The 18,260-nt window shown below is 72.3% G+C and carries 16 protein-coding genes and 1 riboswitch; of the genes, 5 read left to right on the plus strand and 11 right to left on the minus strand.

The genetic code is table 11. The annotated features are described in order from the left end of the window. Positions 1-16 precede the first annotated feature (16 nt). From FHU40_RS07085 to FHU40_RS07095, 3 genes are all read right to left on the minus strand, one after another. Positions 17-1,222 carry an MFS transporter gene (locus FHU40_RS07085; protein ID WP_183591521.1) on the minus strand — a complete coding sequence of 402 codons (1,206 nt, stop codon included), beginning with the start codon at positions 1,220-1,222 and terminating at the stop codon, positions 17-19. A 126-nt stretch (positions 1,223-1,348) separates the two neighbouring features. Next, positions 1,349-1,855 carry a hypothetical protein gene (locus tag FHU40_RS07090; protein ID WP_183591522.1) on the minus strand — a complete coding sequence of 169 codons (507 nt, stop codon included), beginning with the start codon at positions 1,853-1,855 and terminating at the stop codon, positions 1,349-1,351. Continuing rightward, positions 1,848-4,040 carry an NADP-dependent isocitrate dehydrogenase gene (locus tag FHU40_RS07095; protein ID WP_183591523.1) on the minus strand — a complete coding sequence of 731 codons (2,193 nt, stop codon included), beginning with the start codon at positions 4,038-4,040 and terminating at the stop codon, positions 1,848-1,850. The genes FHU40_RS07090 and FHU40_RS07095 overlap by 8 nt, the downstream gene beginning before the upstream one ends. Before the next feature lie 170 nt (positions 4,041-4,210). Here FHU40_RS07095 and FHU40_RS07100 point away from each other — a divergent pair, with 170 nt between their 5' ends. Then, positions 4,211-5,299, plus strand: coding sequence for an MIP/aquaporin family protein (locus tag FHU40_RS07100; protein ID WP_183591524.1), 1,089 nt, complete (start codon positions 4,211-4,213; stop codon positions 5,297-5,299). A 17-nt stretch (positions 5,300-5,316) separates the two neighbouring features. On the opposite strand, the gene FHU40_RS07105 is transcribed toward FHU40_RS07100, so the two are convergent. Further along, positions 5,317-5,988, minus strand: coding sequence for a hypothetical protein (locus FHU40_RS07105; protein ID WP_183591525.1), 672 nt, complete (start codon positions 5,986-5,988; stop codon positions 5,317-5,319). An 86-nt stretch (positions 5,989-6,074) separates the two neighbouring features. Between FHU40_RS07105 and FHU40_RS07110 the strand changes: the two genes are divergently transcribed. Next, positions 6,075-7,061: a malate dehydrogenase gene (locus FHU40_RS07110; protein ID WP_183591526.1), complete on the plus strand. Its 987-nt coding sequence runs from the start codon at positions 6,075-6,077 to the stop codon at positions 7,059-7,061. A 75-nt stretch (positions 7,062-7,136) separates the two neighbouring features. On the opposite strand, the gene FHU40_RS29365 is transcribed toward FHU40_RS07110, so the two are convergent. From FHU40_RS29365 to FHU40_RS07135, 5 genes are all read right to left on the minus strand, one after another. Beyond that, entirely contained in the window at positions 7,137-7,502 is a 366-nt protein-coding gene (locus FHU40_RS29365) for a DUF3017 domain-containing protein (RefSeq protein ID WP_183591527.1), read from the minus strand. Beyond that, on the minus strand, positions 7,499-8,344 hold the full coding sequence (locus FHU40_RS07120) for a bifunctional methylenetetrahydrofolate dehydrogenase/methenyltetrahydrofolate cyclohydrolase (protein ID WP_183591528.1): 846 nt from the start codon (positions 8,342-8,344) through the stop codon (positions 7,499-7,501). The genes FHU40_RS29365 and FHU40_RS07120 overlap by 4 nt, the downstream gene beginning before the upstream one ends. Positions 8,345-8,373: 29 nt before the next feature. After that, positions 8,374-9,951, minus strand: a complete 1,578-nt coding sequence (purH, locus tag FHU40_RS07125; RefSeq protein ID WP_183591529.1) for a bifunctional phosphoribosylaminoimidazolecarboxamide formyltransferase/IMP cyclohydrolase — start codon at positions 9,949-9,951, stop codon at positions 8,374-8,376. 55 nt (positions 9,952-10,006) lie between these two features. Beyond that, positions 10,007-10,082, minus strand: a riboswitch (ZMP/ZTP riboswitch). Between the two features lie 2 nt (positions 10,083-10,084). After that, a complete protein-coding gene (gene purN / locus FHU40_RS07130) occupies positions 10,085-10,714 on the minus strand; it encodes a phosphoribosylglycinamide formyltransferase (RefSeq protein ID WP_183591530.1) in 630 nt (209 codons plus the stop codon). A 10-nt stretch (positions 10,715-10,724) separates the two neighbouring features. Continuing rightward, on the minus strand, positions 10,725-11,996 hold the full coding sequence (locus FHU40_RS07135; RefSeq protein WP_183591531.1) for a cell division protein PerM: 1,272 nt from the start codon (positions 11,994-11,996) through the stop codon (positions 10,725-10,727). A gap of 93 nt (positions 11,997-12,089) precedes the next feature. Here FHU40_RS07135 and FHU40_RS07140 point away from each other — a divergent pair, with 93 nt between their 5' ends. The 3 genes from FHU40_RS07140 (at position 12,090) to FHU40_RS07150 (ending at position 16,026) form a co-directional block, all read left to right on the plus strand. Next, positions 12,090-14,027, plus strand: coding sequence for a SigE family RNA polymerase sigma factor (locus FHU40_RS07140; protein ID WP_183591532.1), 1,938 nt, complete (start codon positions 12,090-12,092; stop codon positions 14,025-14,027). A 123-nt stretch (positions 14,028-14,150) separates the two neighbouring features. After that, positions 14,151-14,645, plus strand: coding sequence for an RNA polymerase sigma factor (locus tag FHU40_RS07145; protein ID WP_183591533.1), 495 nt, complete (start codon positions 14,151-14,153; stop codon positions 14,643-14,645). Further along, positions 14,638-16,026 carry a hypothetical protein gene (locus tag FHU40_RS07150; protein ID WP_183591534.1) on the plus strand — a complete coding sequence of 463 codons (1,389 nt, stop codon included), beginning with the start codon at positions 14,638-14,640 and terminating at the stop codon, positions 16,024-16,026. Before FHU40_RS07145 ends, FHU40_RS07150 begins: the two co-directional genes overlap by 8 nt. 68 nt (positions 16,027-16,094) lie before the next feature. On the opposite strand, the gene sucD is transcribed toward FHU40_RS07150, so the two are convergent. Together sucD and sucC are read right to left on the minus strand one after the other, a co-directional pair. Beyond that, positions 16,095-16,988, minus strand: coding sequence for a succinate--CoA ligase subunit alpha (gene sucD / locus FHU40_RS07155; RefSeq protein WP_183591535.1), 894 nt, complete (start codon positions 16,986-16,988; stop codon positions 16,095-16,097). Between the two features lie 12 nt (positions 16,989-17,000). Further along, on the minus strand, positions 17,001-18,167 hold the full coding sequence (gene sucC, locus FHU40_RS07160) for an ADP-forming succinate--CoA ligase subunit beta (protein ID WP_183591536.1): 1,167 nt from the start codon (positions 18,165-18,167) through the stop codon (positions 17,001-17,003). Positions 18,168-18,260 lie beyond the last annotated feature (93 nt).

Consider the following 18,260-nt stretch of genomic DNA (forward strand, 5'->3'; position numbering starts at 1 on the left):
GACGGACGCGGCAGGGTCAGCCGGTCCGCCGGTGCAGCGCGGCCGACCAGAGCAGCACGGCGATGCCGGCGACCGACAGGGCGGCACCGACCAGCGCCGGCGCCCGGTAGCCGTAGCCGGCGGCGATCACGAGGCCGCCCAGCCAGGCGCCGAGCGCGTTGGCGATGTTGAGCGACGCGTGGTTCATCGCCGCGCCCAGCGTCTGGGCCTCGCCGGAGACCGACATCAGTCGCAGCTGCAGGTTCACCACGAGCACCGACCCGGTCGCCGTGACCAGGAAGATCGCGGGCATCAGCCACCAGCCGTACGGCGCGACCGCCCAGACGAGCAGCATCACCAGACCCGAGGCCGCCCCCGACCAGATCAGGGTGCGGAACACCGACCACTCGGCCAGCCGCCCGGCCAGCCAGGTGCCGGCGACCATGCCGACGCCGAACACCGCGGTGAACACCGGCACCGCGGACTCGGAGAGGCCGGCCACGTCGGTGACGGTCGGCGCGATGTAGGAGTAGACCGCGAACAGGCCGCCGAAGCCCACCGCGCCGGCGAGCAGCGTCAGCATGGCCTGGCCGTTGCGGAAGAACAGCATCTCGCGCCGCCCGGTGGCCTCCGGGTCGCCCGGGGTGCGCGGCACGAACACGAGGACCATCAGCACGGTGAGCAGCGCCAGGCCCGCGGTCGAGAGGTACGCCGCGCGCCACCCGACCTGCTGACCGAGCCAGGTGGCGGCGGGCACGCCGACGACGTTCGCGACCGACAGGCCGAGCATCACGCTGGCGACCGCCCGGCCCCGGCGGCCGGGGCTGGCCAGGCCCGCGGCGACCAGCGACGCCACACCGAAGTAGGCGCCGTGCGGCAGGCCGTCGAGGAACCGCGCGGCGAAGAGCACGCCGTAGCTGTCGGCGGCGGCGCTGAGCACGTTGAAGACGGCGTACGCCGCCATCAGGCCGACCAGCAGCGCGCGCCGCGGCAGCCGGGCACCGAAGATCGCGATCACCGGAGCGCCGACCACCACGCCGAGCGCGTAGGCGGAGATGACGTGGCCGGCCTGCGGGATCGAGACGCCGACACCGGCGGCGACCTGCGGGAGCAGGCCCATCGTCACGAACTCGGTGGTCCCGATCGCGAACCCGCCGAGCGCGAGGGCGAGGACCGCCAGCCGATAGTGGCGCGCGGTCGTGGCCTCACCCGTCGCGGCGGGGGTCGGCGCGGTCGTCGTCACGAGGCGGGGATCTTTCCGGTTGGCGGTCGAGTCACGGCTGACGGCGTACGCAGCACTCGACAGTCTGCAACCGCGCCCGGTGCGGCGCCTATTCCTGACCGACCCGGGCCGGGGCCCGGCTGGGCGTCAGCCCAGCCGGGACACCTCGGACTCCACCACCGCGACGTCGCCGTCGGGTGGCAGGCAGGTCTGCCCCGCGAACGCCGCCGCGGTCGCGTAGCTGCCGGACGCCTGCACGCTCTCGCCGTCGCGGGCGACCAGGCGGTCGCCGCCGTCGTACAGGCTCACCCGACCCGCATCGTCGATCCGGGCGTAGTACCCGGCCGGCCAGACCGGCCACAGCTCCGACCCGTCGTCGGCCCGCAGGTAGGTGCAGCGCCGCGAGTCGATCGCCAGCGCTCCGCGGATCGTCTCGGAGCCACCCGGCTGTCCGGGGATCCAGTCCGACGTCGGGACCTTGATCGCCGTCGCCTGGGTCTCCGTGCCTCGCGAGACCAGCGATACCACCCCGAACGCCACGGCGGCGATCACGACCACGACCCCGATCATCACGACCAGGCCGCGGCGCCCGAGCGCCGGCCGCTGGTCCCAGCGGTCGAAGCTCGAGTGGATCTCCTCCGGTGCTTCAGGCAAGGGACGCCAGCGCCTCGTTGAGCGTCGCCGACGGGCGCATCACGGCGTCCGCCTTGACGTCGTCGGGGCGGTAGTAGCCGCCGATGTCGGCCGGGCTGCCCTGCACCGCGATCAGCTCCTCGACGATCTGCTGCTCGTTCGCCGCGAGCGTGTCGGCCAGCGGCTTGAACGCGGCCGCGAGGTCGGCGTCGTCGGTCTGCCGGGCGAGCTCCTGGGCCCAGTAGAGCGCCAGGTAGAAGTGCGAGCCGCGGTTGTCGATGCCGCCCAGGCGCCGGGTCGGGGACTTGTCCTCGTTGAGGAAGGTCCCGGTCGCCCGGTCGAGGGTGTCGGCGAGCACCTTCGCGGCCGGCGTGCCGGCCTGCTCGGCGTACAGCTCCAGCGAGGGCACCAGCGCGAAGAACTCGCCGAGGCTGTCCCAGCGCAGGTAGTTCTCCTTGACCAACTGCTGCACGTGCTTGGGGGCCGAGCCGCCCGCGCCTGTCTCGAAGAGGCCGCCGCCGTTCATCAGCGGGACGACGGAGAGCATCTTCGCCGAGGTTCCGAGCTCGAGGATCGGGAACAGGTCGGTGTTGTAGTCGCGCAGCACATTGCCGGTGACCGAGATGGTGTCCTCGCCCTTGCGGATCCGCTCGAGGGAGTACGCCGTGGCCTCGGCCGGCGCCATGATCTCGATGGTGAGCCCGTCGGTGTCGTGCTCGGGCAGGTACTGCTTGACCTTGGCGATCAGGTTGGCGTCGTGGGCGCGGGCCTCGTCGAGCCAGAACACCGCCGGGGAGCCGGTGGCGCGGGCACGGGTGACGGCCAGCTTGACCCAGTCGCGGATCGGGGCGTCCTTGGTCTGGCAGGCGCGCCAGACGTCGCCCTGCTGGACGTCGTGCTCGATGAGCACGTCGCCGGCGGCGTTGACGACCTGCACCTTGCCCGCGGCGGGGACCTCGAAGGTCTTGTCGTGGGAGCCGTACTCCTCGGCCGCCTGCGCCATCAGGCCGACGTTGGGCACCGAGCCCATCGTGGCCGGGTCGAGCGCGCCGTGGGCGCGGCAGTCGTCGATGACCGCCTGGTAGACGCCGGCGTAGCTGGAGTCCGGGATCACCGCGAGGGTGTCGGCCTCCTCGCCGTCGGGGCCCCACATGTGGCCGCCGATGCGGATCATCGCCGGCATCGAGGCGTCGATGATGACGTCGGAGGGCACGTGCAGGTTGGTGATGCCGCGATCGGAGTCGACCATCGCCATCTTCGGTCCGTCGGCGAGACCGGCCTCGACGGCCGCCTTGATCGCGGCGCCCTCGGGGAGCTTCTCGGCGGCGGAGAGCAGCCCGCCGAGGCCGTCGTTCGGCGAGATGCCGGCGGCGGCGAGCTGCTCGCCGTACTGCTCGAACAGCGCGGGGAAGAACGCCTGGACCACATGGCCGAAGATGATCGGGTCGGAGACCTTCATCATCGTCGCCTTCAGGTGCACCGAGAACAGCACGTCGTCGGCCTTGGCCCGGGCGATCTGCTCGGCGAGGAAGCCGCGCAGCGCCGCGACGTTCATGAACGTGCCGTCGACGACCTCGCCGGCAAGCACCTTCAGGCCGTCCTTGAGGACGGTCTCGGTGCCGTCGGCGGCGACGTGCTTGATGGTGAGGGTGTCGTCGGCCGGGAGCACGACGGACCGCTCGTTGGAGAAGAAGTCGTCGTGACCCATGGTGGCCACGTTGGTCTTGGAGTCGGAGCTCCACGCGCCCATCCGGTGCGGGTGGGTCTTGGCGTAGTTCTTGACCGACAGCGGCGCGCGGCGGTCGGAGTTGCCCTCGCGCAGCACCGGGTTGACCGCGGAGCCCTTGACCTTGTCGTACTTCGCCCGGATCTCCTTCTCCTCCTCGGTCGAGGGGCTCTCCGGGTAGTCGGGGATCGCGAAGCCCTGCTCCTGCAGCTCCTTGACCGCGGCCTTGAGCTGCGGGACGGAGGCGGAGACGTTGGGCAGCTTGATGATGTTGGCCTCGGGCGTCTTGGCCAGGGCGCCGAGCTCGGCGAGCGCGTCGTCGACGATGCCGAACTGAGCGAGGATCCGGCCGGACAGCGAGATGTCGCGGGTCTCGATGGCGACGCCCGCCTTACCGGCGTACGCCTGCACGATCGGGAGGAAGGAGTACGTCGCCAGCAGGGGCGCCTCGTCCGTGTGCGTGTAGATGATCTTGGCCATGAGGGTTCTGCGTCTCCTGGGGCTGGACAAAGTTCCTTGACGTCAAGATACCTGACGGGGCCGACCAACCCACCTTTGCACCCGGTTCGGGTGAGGTCTAGCGGGGGGTGGCCATGGGTAAGGTGCTGTCGCCGCGCTCGCGAGGGGCGCCGCACGAGGGAGCTGATGACATGTCCGACGCCACCATCGAACCCACCATCGAGCCCAACGTCGCACCCACCCTCCAGCAGAAGCTCATCGCCGAGGTGATCGGGACGCTCGTCCTCGTGCTGTTCGGCTGCGGCTCCGTCGTCGTCTACGGCACCGCGCAGGCCGCCAACGACGGCCGGCTGCTGCCGTCGACCGTCACCACGGTCGGCCTCACCTTCGGTCTCGTCATCGTGGTGATGGTCTACGCGTTCGGCCGGGTCTCCGGCGGCCACTTCAACCCGGCCGTCTCCGTGGGCGCCGGCATCGGCGGCCGGATGGCCTGGCGCGAGGTCGGCCTCTACATCGTCGCCCAGCTGGTGGGCGCCGTGCTGGGCGCGCTGGCGCTCTTCGTGATGATGCAGGGCTTCGCGAACTTCGACGCCGAGGGCAACATGGGCCAGAACGCCTTCGGCGACGTCGGCAGCGGCTACGCCTGGTGGGCGGCCTTCCTGCTCGAGCTCGTGCTGACCGCGGTCTTCGTGCTCGTGATCCTGGCCGTGACCGACGAGCGCAACGAGCACCCCGCCCTCGCGCCGCTCGCGATCGGCCTCACGCTGGCGGCGATCCACTTCGTGGCGATCCCCGCGACCGGCACCTCGGTCAACCCCGCCCGCTCCATCGGCCCCGCGCTCTTCGCCGGGCCCGACGCGATCAAGCAGCTCTGGCTGTTCATCCTGGCCCCGCTGATCGGCGCGGCGATCGCGGGCATCGCCTACCCGCTGCTCTTCGGCCGGGTCGGCGACCTGGTCCCGGGCTCGGGCATCAGCTTCGTCCGGCCCCGCACCGCGGCGCAGACGCCCGGGTACGCCGCTCGCGACCAGTACCAGCAACAGTGGAACCCGGAGCCGGCCGCGGCCCAGCCGATCGTCCAGGACGGCTGGCAGTGGGACCCGGTCGGCCAGCAGTGGCACCCCGTCGGCTCCACCCCGGAGCAGTGGCGGGCCCAGCAGGCCGCCGAGCAGGCAGCGGCCGAGCGGGCCGCGGCCGAGCAGGCGGCGGAGCCGCCCGCGACGCCCGGGTGGCCCGAGGGCGACGACGGCGACACCCAGATCAGGCCGCCGCACCCGTGACCGTCAGCCCCTGATCGTCAGCCGCTGACGCCGGTCAGGCGCACCGTCCGGCCGGTGCCGTCCTCCTCGACCAGCCCGACGCCGCGCGCCCAGTAGGTGTCCCGCGCGCCGCTCTCGAGCGCCGAGGTCACGCGGGCGACCACAACGCCGTCGTACGAGCCGGCCGGGACGGTGACGGACTCGTCCACGGCGGTGACGGTCGCGACGTCCTCGACGACTCCCGGCTGGTACGCCGTACGGAAACCGTCGCCCACGCGCGGGCTCCTCGGCATCGCGAGTCCGGCGCGGGCGCCGTCGGTGCCGGCCTGCCACTCCCCCTCGCGCCCGAACCACCACACGTTGCCCTCGTCGTCCTGGGCGAACCAGTCCGTGGTGTCCGCACCGGCCTCGGTGGTCACCCGCGCCGTGGTGGCGACGCCGTCGACCTCCGGCCCGTCGGCCACGCGGACCCGCATCCGGTGGGCCCCGCCGGCGTCGACGACCTCGTAGGTCCAGGTCCGGCCGGCGGGCAACGGCAGCCAGGTGTTGTCGACCCCGGCGACGAAGTCGTCGGGGTCGGGGCTCGGCGTCGGGATGACCAGCTGGTCGACCCCGGTCGGGGGGCTCGGCGCGGACGCCGTACCGCACCCGGCGAGACCGACGGCGACGACGGTGGCGAATGCCATCGCCATCGGCCCGCGCATCGTCATGGACCCCAGCATCGCAGGGGGACGGTGCGCTGCTAGCGTCGGGAGCCGGAAATCCACCTGCCTCGCTCGTGTGTCAAGGAGTCGTCGTGAGCTCTACCCCGTTGAAGGTCGCCGTCACCGGTGCCGCCGGTCAGATCGGCTACAGCCTGCTCTTCCGCCTCGCCAGCGGTGCGCTGCTGGGCGACCGCCCGATCGAGCTGCGGCTGCTGGAGATCACCCCGGCGCTGAAGGCCCTCGAGGGCGTCGTCATGGAGCTCGACGACTGCGCGTTCCCGAACCTGGCCGGCGTCGAGATCGGCGACGACGCCGAGAAGATCTTCGACGGCGTCAACCTGGCGCTCCTCGTCGGCGCCCGTCCCCGTGGCCCGGGCATGGAGCGCGGCGACCTGCTCTCCGCCAACGGTGCGATCTTCACCGCCCAGGGCAAGGCGCTCAACAAGGTGGCCGCCGACGACGTCCGCATCGGCGTGACCGGCAACCCGGCCAACACCAACGCGCTGATCGCGATGACCAACGCACCCGACATCCCGCAGGAGCGGTTCTCGGCGCTCACCCGCCTCGACCACAACCGCGCGATCTCGCAGCTGGCCGCCAAGACCGGCGCCGCCGTCACCGACATCAAGAAGATGACGATCTGGGGCAACCACTCCGCGACCCAGTACCCCGACGTCTTCCACGCCGAGATCGCCGGCAAGAACGCCGCCGAGGTCGTCGACGACCAGGCCTGGATCGCCGACACCTTCATCCCGACGGTCGCCAAGCGCGGCGCCGCGATCATCGAGGCCCGTGGCTCCTCCTCGGCCGCCTCGGCCGCGTCGGCCACCATCGACGCCGCCCGCGACTGGCTGCTCGGCTCCGCCACGGGCGACTGGGTGTCGATGGCGGTCGTCTCCGACGGCTCCTACGGCGTGCCCGAGGGCCTGATCTCGTCGTTCCCGGTCACCACCAAGGGCGGCGACTGGGAGATCGTCCAGGGCCTCGAGATCGACGACTTCTCCCGCGCCAAGATCGACGCCTCCACCGCGGAGCTCGCCGACGAGCGCGCCGCCGTCACGGAGCTCGGCCTGATCTGAGCCGAGTCGGCGCCAAATCTCACCCGAGTCGGCGCCAGTTTTCACCAGGACGTGAAAACTGGCGCCGACTCGGCGTTAGAGGGGCTGGTCGGGGATCGAGCTGGCCAGGAGGATCAGGGCGACGCCGGTGCCGGCGAGCAGGAGACAGTCCCACCAGCGGGCGCGGACAGCGAGCATGCCGGCGTCCTTGGCGGGCAGCACCGCCCGGACCACGGCGGCGAAGATCAGCGCCCCGCCGAACCAGCGGATGCCGCCGCGCCACGCACCGGTCGTGACGACGCCGATCGCGATGGCGACCACCGCCAGCACCAGGAGGTAGAAGCCGCCACCGATCGTCGACGGGTAGCGGCGCGGCGCGCCCTCGCCAGTGTCCTCGGCGGAGGTCGGCTCCTCCTCCTCGGCAGGCTCCGGCGGCCCCGGCGGCTGGTCCGAGTCGCTCACGAGGCCTGGTGCTCGGCAGCGGTCACGATGTTGGAGAGCAGCATGGCGCGGGTCATCGGGCCGACGCCTCCCGGGTTCGGCGAGACCCACGCGGCGACGTCCCAGACGTCGTCGGCGACGTCGCCGGCGATCTTGCCGTCCACCCGGGAGACGCCGACGTCGAGCACCGCCGCCCCCGGCTTGATCATGTCGCCGGTGATGATCCCGGGCACGCCGGCGGCGGCCACGACCACGTCGGCGGTCCGGGTGTGCGCGGCGAGGTCACGGGTGCCGGTGTGGCAGAGCGTGACGGTGGAGTTCTCGCTGCGGCGGGTGAGCAGCAGCCCCAGCGGCCGGCCGACGGTGATGCCGCGGCCCACCACGACCACCTCCGCGCCGTTCAGCTCCACCCCGTGCCGGCGCAGCAGCTCGATGCAGCCGATCGGCGTGCACGGCAGCGGGCCGGCCTCGCCCAGCACGAGCTTGCCGAGGTTGGTGGGGTGCAGGCCGTCGACGTCCTTGTCGGGGTCGACCCGCGAGAGCAGCCGGAACTCGTCGAGGCCGGTCGGCTGCTGCACCAGGAAGCCGGTGCAGGCCGGGTCGGCGTTGAGCCGGTCGATCTCCGCCTCGACCTCGGCCTGGGCCGCGGTGGCCGGCAGGTCGACCCGGATCGACTCGATGCCGATCTCGGCGCAGTCCTTGTGCTTGGCCGAGACGTACCAGTGCGAACCGGGGTCGTCGCCGACGAGCACGGTGCCGAGGCCGGGTACGACGCCGCGCTCGCGCAGCTTGGCCACCCGCTCGGTCAACTCGGCCTTGATCGCCTTGAGGGTCGCGCTGCCGTCCAGCTTCTGTGCGGTCACGGGGTCATCCTGTCGTGCTCGTGGTCGGCTCAGTGAAAGAAGTGCCGGGTGCCGGTGAAGTACATCGTGATGCCCGCGGCCCGGCAGGCCTCGATCGTCAGCTCGTCGCGCACCGACCCGCCGGGCTGGACGATCGCGGTGACGCCGGCGTCGATCAGGATCTGCGGACCGTCCTCGAACGGGAAGAACGCGTCGGAGGCCGCGACCGAGCCGGCGGCCCGCTCCCCCGCCCGCTCGACGGCGAGCCGGCACGAGTCGACGCGGTTGACCTGGCCCATGCCGATGCCGACCGAGGCGCCGTCCTTGGCCAGCAGGATCGCGTTCGACTTCACCGACCGGCAGGCCTTCCAGGCGAAGGCGAGGTCGGCCAGCACCTCGGGCTCGGCGGCCGTGCCCGTCGCCAGCGTCCAGGTCGCGGGGTCGTCGCCGGCCGCGTCGACGTGGTCGACGCGCTGCATCAGCAGGCCGCCGCTGACCGGGCGGATCTCCACCGGCGCCGGGTGCGCGTCGACCGCGCAGACCAGGATCCGGATGTTCTTCTTGGCCTGGAGGATCTCGACGGCGCCCTCGTCGTACGCCGGCGCGACGATCACCTCGGTGAAGACCTCGGCCACCTGACGGGCCATCTCGACCGACACCGGACGGTTGACCGCGATCACGCCGCCGAACGCGGAGACCGGGTCGCACTCGTGCGCCCGCCGGTGCGCCTCGGCGACGTCGGAGCCGACGGCGATGCCGCACGGGTTGGCGTGCTTGATGATCGCGACCGCCGGCTCGGCGAAGTCGTTGGCCGCCCGCCGGGCGGCATCGGTGTCGACGTAGTTGTTGTAGGACATCTCCTTGCCGTGCAGCTGCTCGGCGCCCGCGAGACCGCCGCCGCCGAGAGCCGACTCGCTCCGGTAGAGCGCGGCCGGCTGGTGCGGGTTCTCGCCGTACCGGAGCACCGCGGCCTTCTCCCACGATGCGCCGACCCAGGCGGGGAAGCCCGTGCTCTCGCCGTCCTCGACCGAGGTGTCGGTGAGCACGCTGCCCATCCAGGACGCCACCGCCACGTCGTACGCCGCGGTGTGGGTGAACGCCTCCGCGGCGAGCAGCTGTCGCTCGGCGAGCGTGAAGCCACCGGCGGCGACCGCGGCCAGCACGTCGGCGTAGCGCCCGGGCGAGGTGACGATCGCGACCGAGGGGTGGTTCTTGGCGGCGGCGCGGACCATGGAGGGGCCGCCGATGTCGATCTGCTCGACGCACTCGTCGGGGGTCGCCCCGGAGGCGACGGTCTGCACGAACGGGTAGAGGTTCGAGACCACCAGGTCGAAGGGCTCCACGCCGAGCTCGGCGAGCTGCTCGACGTGCGAGTCGAGGCGGCGGTCGGCCAGGATGCCCGCGTGCACGCGCGGGTGCAGGGTCTTGACCCGGCCGTCGAGGCACTCGGGGAAGCCGGTGAGATCCTCGACCTTGGTCACCGGCAGGTCCAACCCGGCGATCAGGGCGGCGGAGCCCCCGGTCGACACCAGCTCGACGCCGGCGTCGTGGAGGGCCCGCACGAGATCCTCGAGCCCGGTCTTGTCGTAGACGGAGACGAGGGCGCGCTTGATCGGGATGCGGCCCATGGAAATGGCAGAGTCGGACACGGACACTCCAGCGGTTGCGATGGTTCGGGCGGTTTGAGAGCACCCAGGCGGTCGATGCTCCCGGCTCACTCCCTGGTGGTTGCCCACCTGCGCCAGTCGTGTGGATCAGACATTAGTCGACCAGCTTGCCGAAGCGGACCCGGCGTCCCTCGACGACGAAGCCCTCGCGGGCCATCCGGCCGACCGCCTCGACGAGCATCCCGCGCTCCGCGCCCTTGATCCGCTCGTGCAGGGTCTCGACGGTGTCGCCGTCGAGCACCCCGACCGCCCGCTGGTCGATGATCGGGCCCGTGTCGACGCCGGGGTCGACCACGAACAGCGTCGCGCCGGTGACCTTCACGCCGTACGCCAGCGCGTCGGCCGGCCCGGTCATCCCGGGGAAGGACGGCGACAGCGCCGGGTGGGTGTTGACGACCTTGCCGCCGTAGAGCGCGAGGAAGGTGCTGCCGAAGAGCTTCATGAAGCCCGCGGACACGATGATGTCGGGGTCGTACGCCGCGACCGCGCCGGCCAGCGCGGCGTCCCACTCCTCGCGGGTCTCGTAGTCCTTGACGCGCACCACGAACGTCGGGAGTCCCGCGCGCTCGGCCCGGGCGAGCCCCTCGACGCCGTCGCGGTCGGCGCCGACGGCGACCACCTGGGCTCCGTACGCCGGGTCGGTGCACGCGTCGAGGAGCGCCTGCAGGTTGGTGCCGCTGCCGGAGACGAGGACGACCAGGGCAGCGGGCTCGGTGCGCGACACGCGAGGGAGTCTAGGACGCTTCGCCCTCGGCGCGGGCGGCGCGGCGCTGCCACCAGGTCATCGCCACTCCGCCGACGACGCCGCCGATGCCGAACGCGGTCACGGCGTGCACCAGCACATCCATCGAGTCGGGGCCGATCTCGCGCATCCGGCCGGGGCCGGCCGCGCCGCCGGACACCACGGTGAGGACGCCGAGCAGGAGGCCGGCCAGCACGCCGCCGACGCAGCCGCGGACCGCGCCCTCCTCCCACCGCAGGGTGGGGATGCGCCGCTGGGCGGCCGCGGCCGCGACGGCGGCGGTCAACGGCGGGACCGCGATCAGGTACGCCGCCCACGCCGGCGTGGCGCCGTTGTCGGGCAGCGCGGCGAGCAGCGGGAACATCGGCACCGGCCCCAGCGAGACCAGGCTCGGCGACACCAGCGTGCCGGTGCCGACGAGGAAGCCTGGGCCGAGCAGGTAGCTGCCGGCGTACACGACCGCATTGGGCACCAGCGTCGCGGTGAGCGTCGTGTAGATCGCCGCGTCGCCGACACCGGCGTGCAGGCGGGACATCACGTTGACCGCCGTACCGAAGTCGGCGACCAGGGCGGCCAGGAAGAGCACCGTCGAGGCGACGAGGAACGTGGCGAGGATGCGCAGGCCGCCGGCGAGGCCAGCGCGCAGCCAGGCGGGCACGTCCGCGGCCCAGATCGCGAGCCGCCCCGAGCCGGTCGCGATGCCGGTCCAGCCGAAGGCGGCACACAGCAGGAACGACCAGACCACCACCCGGCCGAGCGACGGCGAGGTGGTGTCGGACGACACCAGCAGACAGGTGCCGACCGCCACCGCCAGGTAGCCGGCGGTGAACGCCGCCGCCGCGGTCGGGACCGTCCAGTCCCGCTCGCCGTCGGCGATCCGGTCGGCGTCGGGGCCGTGGCCCGAGATCGCGTCGCCGACGCGGTGTCCCACCCGCCAGGCCGACCACGCGCAGAGCGCGGAGATGCCGAGCGGGACGATCGTGACCGCGACGCCGCCGATCATGACCCCGGAGCCGTGGGCCATCAGCCAGCCGAACGCCCCGACGCGCAGCCCGTCGCGGGGGGTGCCGTGAGCGCCGGCGTCGGTGAGGAACCAGCCGAGCACCCCGACGGCGAGACAGACCACGAGGACCGCACCGGCCGCGGCGGCGCCGCCGAGCAGCGCGACCGGGACCAGCGGCGAGCGGTGCCGGGGATCGGCTCCGCTCCGACCGGCCCGGGACGTGGACCCGGCCGGGAAGGACCCGGGAAGCAGCGACGTCATGGTCCGGACATCATCACCCGCTCCCGACCCCGGAGCCGGGCGCACACGCCGAATCGGTGCGGATGTGCGGCGCAGGCTACCGTGGAGTCAGCCATGACGGAGCCCGACCAGTTCGACCAGTTCTACAAGGACGTCCGCACCCGCCTGCTGCTGCTGACGTACTGCCTCACCGGCGACCTCTCGTCCTCCCGCGCCGCGGTCCGCGACGCCTTCGTGGTCGCCTGGCACCACTGGCGCAAGGTCACCCGCGTGGAGGACCCCGAGGGCTGGGTCCGTGAGCACGCGTGCCGCCATGCGCAACGCCGGCACACCGCGAAGCTCTGGCACCGCGAGAAGAGCCTCGATGCCGAGGTGAAGGCCACGCTCGACGCCCTGGCGAAGCTGTCGATGACCCAGCGCCGGGTGCTGCTGATCACCGAGCTCACCAGCGCCTCGCTCACCGCGATGGCCCGCGAGGTCGGACTCCCCCGCACCGAGGCGGAGCGCGAGCTGCAGACCGCGACGTCGACCTTCGCGCTGCACCGCGAGGTGCCCACCACGAGCGTGCGCAGCGTGCTCGAGGCGGTCCGCGGGCACGTGGAGAACGTCCGCTGGCCCCGCTCCACGATCATCCGCCGCGCCGGCGCGGCCCGACGGCGTACGCACACCGTGATCGGCGTCGCCGCCACCGCCGCCGCGCTCGTGATCACCGGCACGCTCGTCACCGACGCCGACGGCGTGCGCCCGACGCTGGCCGGCGAGCGGATCGAAAGTCAGGCGGCCGGTGCCCAGCAGCGGGAGCCGGTCGCGCTGCCCGAGGACTCCATGCTCGACGGCGACGACGTCGCCCGCACCGTGTCCGGGGCCGCCTCCGACACCTGGAGCATCGCGAGCACCGACGACAACTCCACCCGCAACGGCCTGGTGATGACCTGCCAGGAGAGCCGGTACGCCGCACCGCGCAACCGTCCCGACGCGGCGCTGGTGCGGGTCTTCGACCCCCAGCGGACCCAGAGCCAGTCGACCCAGAGCCAGTCGACCCAGAGCCAGTCGACCCAGAGCCAGCCGACCGCGAAGCCGCAGGCGACGGGCAAGGCCGCGCGGCGGGCGACCGTGGTGATCCAGGCCGCGGAGGCGGCGCGCACCGAGCGGGCCGCGATCCGGGCGTACGACGCGGCGAGCCGGTGGTTCGCCGACTGTCGTGAGGACCGGGCGCAGCTGCTCACGACGTACGGCGCCGCGGGCATCGGCGACGAGGCGGTGGTCTTCGAGCTCCGCACCTGGGCCGACCCCGCGACGAGCGTGATCGCCGGCGTGGCCCGCACCGGCAGCTTCACCACGACGACGGTGGCCAGCACGCCCGGCGACGCCGGACCCCGGCCCCGCACGGTGGCGCGGCTGCTCGCGGCCGGGGTCGACCGGCTGTGCGAGCTCCCCCAGGGGGGCACCTGCGCGACCGACCCGTCGACCCGGAGGTCGGCACCGGTCCCGGTGGGCGCGGCGCCCGGCATGCTCTCCGAGGTCGACCTGCCGCCCGCCACCGGCGTACGCCGGCCCTGGGTCGGCACCGAGCCGCGCCGCGCGCTCGACAACGCCGCGGCGACCCACTGCGACGACACCGACTTCACCACGCGCGGGATGAGCAACAACCTCACCCGCACCTTCCTGATCCCGAAGGCGAAGCTGCCGAGCGAGTTCGGCCTCACCGAGTCGGTCGGCACGCTGCCGAAGAAGAGGGCGAAGGCCTTCGTCGGCGACGTCCGCGACAAGCTCGCGCGGTGCTCGAAGAAGCAGATGGGCACCGAGGTCACCCGGCTGCGCGAGGTACGCCGCGGCGACCGGGAGCTGACCGTGTGGCGGGTGACGACCGCGGTCACCGACGACAAGTCGATCAACTTCCTGATGGGCGTGCTGCGCCACGGCACCGCCGTGGGCCAGGTCGGCTTCGTGCCGGTCAAGGACGTCACGATCCCCCCGGAGCAGTTCCAGGCCCTCGCCGAGCGGGCCCTCGACCGGCTCCGGCAGATGCCCGCGCCGAAGACCGGCCAGTAGCCCACCCCGATCCGCTGCGCCTGCGGGAGAAATCCGCGTCGGCGTGCAACCGTGACCCCCGTCCGGGCGTATCCCTCACGATCAGCAACCCTGCTGACCACACGAGACGGGACACTTGAGTCGATGGACGAACGCGAGTTCGACGACTTCTACACCGCGTCGTTCCAGCGGATCACCGGCCAGGTCTACGCGATGATCGGCAACCGGGACGAGGCGCAGGAGTGCGTGCAGGAGGCGTTCGTGCGCGCCTGGGCGCACCGCAGGAAGCTCGAACGGGCCCAGCACCCCGAGGCGTGGGTGCGCACCACGGCGTACCGACTGGCGGTGAGCCGTTGGCGGCGCACAATGCGCGGCCGGCGGCCGGCGGACCGGGCGGTCGGGCCGGCCACCGAGGCGCCGGCGCCCAGCGAGGCGCACGTCGCGCTCGTGGCGGCGCTCAAGCAGCTCCCCGAGGCGCAGCGGCAGGCGTTGGTGCTCCACCACATCGCCGACCTGCCCGTGCACGACGTCGCCCGCGAGGTGGGCGTCCCCGAAGGAACCATCAAGGCCCGGCTCAGCCGGGGCCGCGCCGCGCTCGCCGCGCTGCTCGGCGACGAGGAAGGAGTGAGCCATGCCTGACCCGACAGACCCCGACTACTTGGCAGAGCTCGAGAACTTCTCCACCCCAGGACTCACCATGGACCCGCTCCCCGCCGCCGAGGTACGCCGCCGCGGCACCCGGATGCGTCGCCGCCACCAGGCGCTCGCCACCGTGGGCGCGGTCGCCGCGGTCGCGGTGATCGCGACCCCGATCGCACTGGCCGCGAGCGGCGGCAACCAGGGGCAGCCGCTCCCGGTCGACCAGCAGCCGCCGGGCGGCTGGACCACCACGATCCCGACGGACTTCCCACTGACGACCGGTTTCCCGACCCCGGCCACCACCCGGCCGGCGGCCGTCGGAGAGATCCCGAACTGCGGGGACTGGCCCTCGCAGAAGCCCGCTGACGATCTGGCGGTCCGGTACCGAGGCGAGTCGGAGGACTACGCACAGCGCTGGCTGGTCGTCTACCCCGACGAGGCCACCGCGGCCGCGGAGCTCGACGCCCTGCGGGACGCGACGGCCGACTGCGCTCCGGTCCCGGGTGGAGAGGGCATCGAGATGTTCTTCAGCTCGGTCCCGGCTCCCGACCAGCTCACGGCCGACGACGCCTACGCCTACACCCAGCAGGCTCGCCACGACGACGGCCTGATCAGCGACCTGACCCTGGTGGAGGTGTTCCGCACCGGCAACGCGCTGCTCTACGACAGCGCCTACGGCTCCGCCGGCGGCGACCAAGCCGTGCAGTACGAGCTGGACCGGCGTACCGGCGCCGTCGAGCCGACCGTCGCTGCGATGTGCGTCTTCTCGATCGAGGGCTGCGACCCGGCCGACCCGGACGCCTCCGAGGCCGTCGACGAGCCGACCGGCCTGTCGGGCACCATCCCCGACGCATTCCCGCTCGACGAGGGACTGCCCACCGACGCCGAGGGCGGCATCGGCGTCGAAGGCCCCGCCCACGAGCTGGACCTCGAGGGGTACAACGTCGAGAGCTCGCTCCGGGCCTGCGGCGCCGCCCCGACCGGGCTACCGGAGCCGGTCGACACCCTGTACGCCGGCCATCGCACGATCTCCACCGGCATCCTGCGCCAGCTGATGACCTTCGCGTCGGCCGACGCGGCGCAGGCCTACGCCGAGGGTGTGATCGCGCCGTTCGCCGCCTGCCCGGAGGACGCCGACGACCGGGGCGTCAGCAAGACCTACGAGGTCGACGAGTCCGACCTCGGCGACTACGCGGCCTCGTCGGTCATGCGCGTCGAGGTGGACGGCGAGCCGGGCCCGGGTGGCCAGATCGTGCAGGTGGTCCGGGTCGGCCAGGCGGTGCTGCAGACGCTGGTCAACCACGACGGCGACGCGTTCGACGCCGACGCGGTCACGGCCCACCTGGACGGTGCCCGGGCCGTCGTCGACGAGATGGACTGACCCGAAATCGCCGAGTCGGCGCCAGATCTCCACCTGATGGTGAGATCTGGCGCCGACTCGGCGTTGGATCAGAGGCTCTGCAGGACCTCACGCATCAGCGCGGCGGTCTCGGACGGCGTCTTGCCGACCTTCACGCCGACCGCCTCGAGGGCCTCCTTCTTGGCCTGGGCGGTGCCGGAGGAGCCGGAGACGATGGCGCCGGCGTGGCCCATGGTCTTGCCCTCCGGGGCGGTGAAGCCCGCGACGTACCCGACGACGGGCTTGGTCACGTGGTCCTTGATGTACGCCGCGGCCCGCTCCTCGGCGTCGCCGCCGATCTCGCCGATCATCACGATCGCCTTGGTCTCCGGGTCGGCCTCGAACGCCGCGAGGGCGTCGATGTGGGTGGTGCCGATGATCGGGTCACCACCGATGCCGATGGCGGTGGAGAAGCCGAAGTCCTTCAGCTCGTACATCATCTGGTAGGTCAGCGTGCCGGACTTCGACACCAGGCCGACCGGGCCCTTGCCCGCGATGGTGTGCGGGGTGATGCCGGCCAGCGACTCCCCCGGCGTGATGATGCCGGGGCAGTTCGGGCCGATCATCCGGGTGCCCCCGGAGTTGGCCGGGCTCTGCAGGTAGGACCACACCTCGGCGGTGTCCTGCACCGGCACGCCCTCGGTGATGACCACGAGCAGGCCGATACCGGCGTCGATGGCCTCGATGCAGGCGTCCTTGGTGAAGGCCGGCGGCACGAAGACGACCGACACGTCGGCGCCGGTCTCGGCCATCGCCTCCTTGACGGTGCCGTAGACCGGGAGGTCCTGGCCGCCGAGCTCGACGGTGGTGCCGGCCTTGCGCGCGTTGACGCCGCCGACGATGTTCGAGCCCGCGTCGAGCATCAGCGTGGTGTGCTTGGAGCCCATCCCGCCCGTGATGCCCTGGACGATGATCTTGGAGTCCTTGTTGAGGTAGATCGACATCTGTTCTCGTCCTTACGCGTTCGCGAGCTCGGCGGCCTTGTCGGCCGCGCCGTCCATCGTGTCGACCTGGGTGACCAGCGGGTGGTTCAGCTCGTCCAGGATCGCGCGGCCCTTCTCGACGTTGTTGCCGTCGAGGCGCACGACGAGCGGCTTGCTCGCCTCGTCGCCGAGGATCTCCAGCGCGCCCTTGATGCCGTTGGCGACCTCGTCGCAGGCGGTGATGCCGCCGAAGACGTTGACGAAGACGCTCTTGACCTGCGGGTCGCCGAGGATCACGTCGAGGCCGTCGGCCATCACCTGAGCGTTGGCGCCGCCGCCGATGTCGAGGAAGTTGGCGGGCTTGACGCCGCCGTGGGCCTCACCGGCGTACGCGACGACGTCGAGCGTCGACATGACCAGGCCCGCGCCGTTGCCGATGATGCCGACCTGGCCGTCGAGCTTGACGTAGTTGAGGCCCTTGTCCTTGGCCTTCGCCTCGAGCTGGTCCTCCTCCTCGCGGATCACGAAGCCCTCGTGGTCGGGGTGGCGGACCTCGGACGCGTTGTCGTCGAGCGACACCTTGCCGTCGAGGGCCTCGAGCTTGTCGCCGGCCAGCCGCGCGAGCGGGTTGACCTCGACGAGCGTGGCGTCCTCCTCGACGAAGACCCGGTAGAGCGCCTGGATCATCGCGACGGCCTGCTCGAAGACCGGCTCGGGGAACTTCGCCTCGGTCGCGATCGCGCGGGCCTTCGCCTCGTCGACGCCGGCGCCCGGGTCGATCGCGATCTGCTTGACCGCGTCGGGGTTGGTCTTGGCGACCTCCTCGATCTCGACGCCGCCCTCGACGGAGGCGATGCAGAGGTACTGGCGGTTGGCGCGGTCGAGCAGGAAGGAGAAGTAGTACTCCTCCTCGGGCGGGGTCGCCGGGGTCACCAGGACCCGGTTGACCGTGAGGCCCTTGATCTCCATGCCGAGGATCTTGGACGCGTGCTCGAACGCCTCATCCGCCGTCTTGGCCAGCTTCACGCCACCGGCCTTGCCGCGGCCGCCGGCCTTGACCTGTGCCTTGATGACGGTCACGCCACCGAGCTTCTCGGCAGCGGCCTTGGCGGCCTCCGCGGTCTCGACGACGACGCCCAGCGTCGTGGTCACACCATGCTTGGCGAAGAGCTCCTTCGCCTGGTACTCCATCAGATCCACTGATCCACCAAGTCCTATTCGGTCGGAGCGAGCGAGCGGGCGCACGACAGCGCCACGCGCTCGGGGTGTCTTTGGCACCTTAGACCCGCTCGC

It is taken from the genome of Nocardioides soli (assembly GCF_014191495.1).
GTDB classification, from domain to species: Bacteria; Actinomycetota; Actinomycetes; order Propionibacteriales; family Nocardioidaceae; genus Nocardioides; species Nocardioides soli.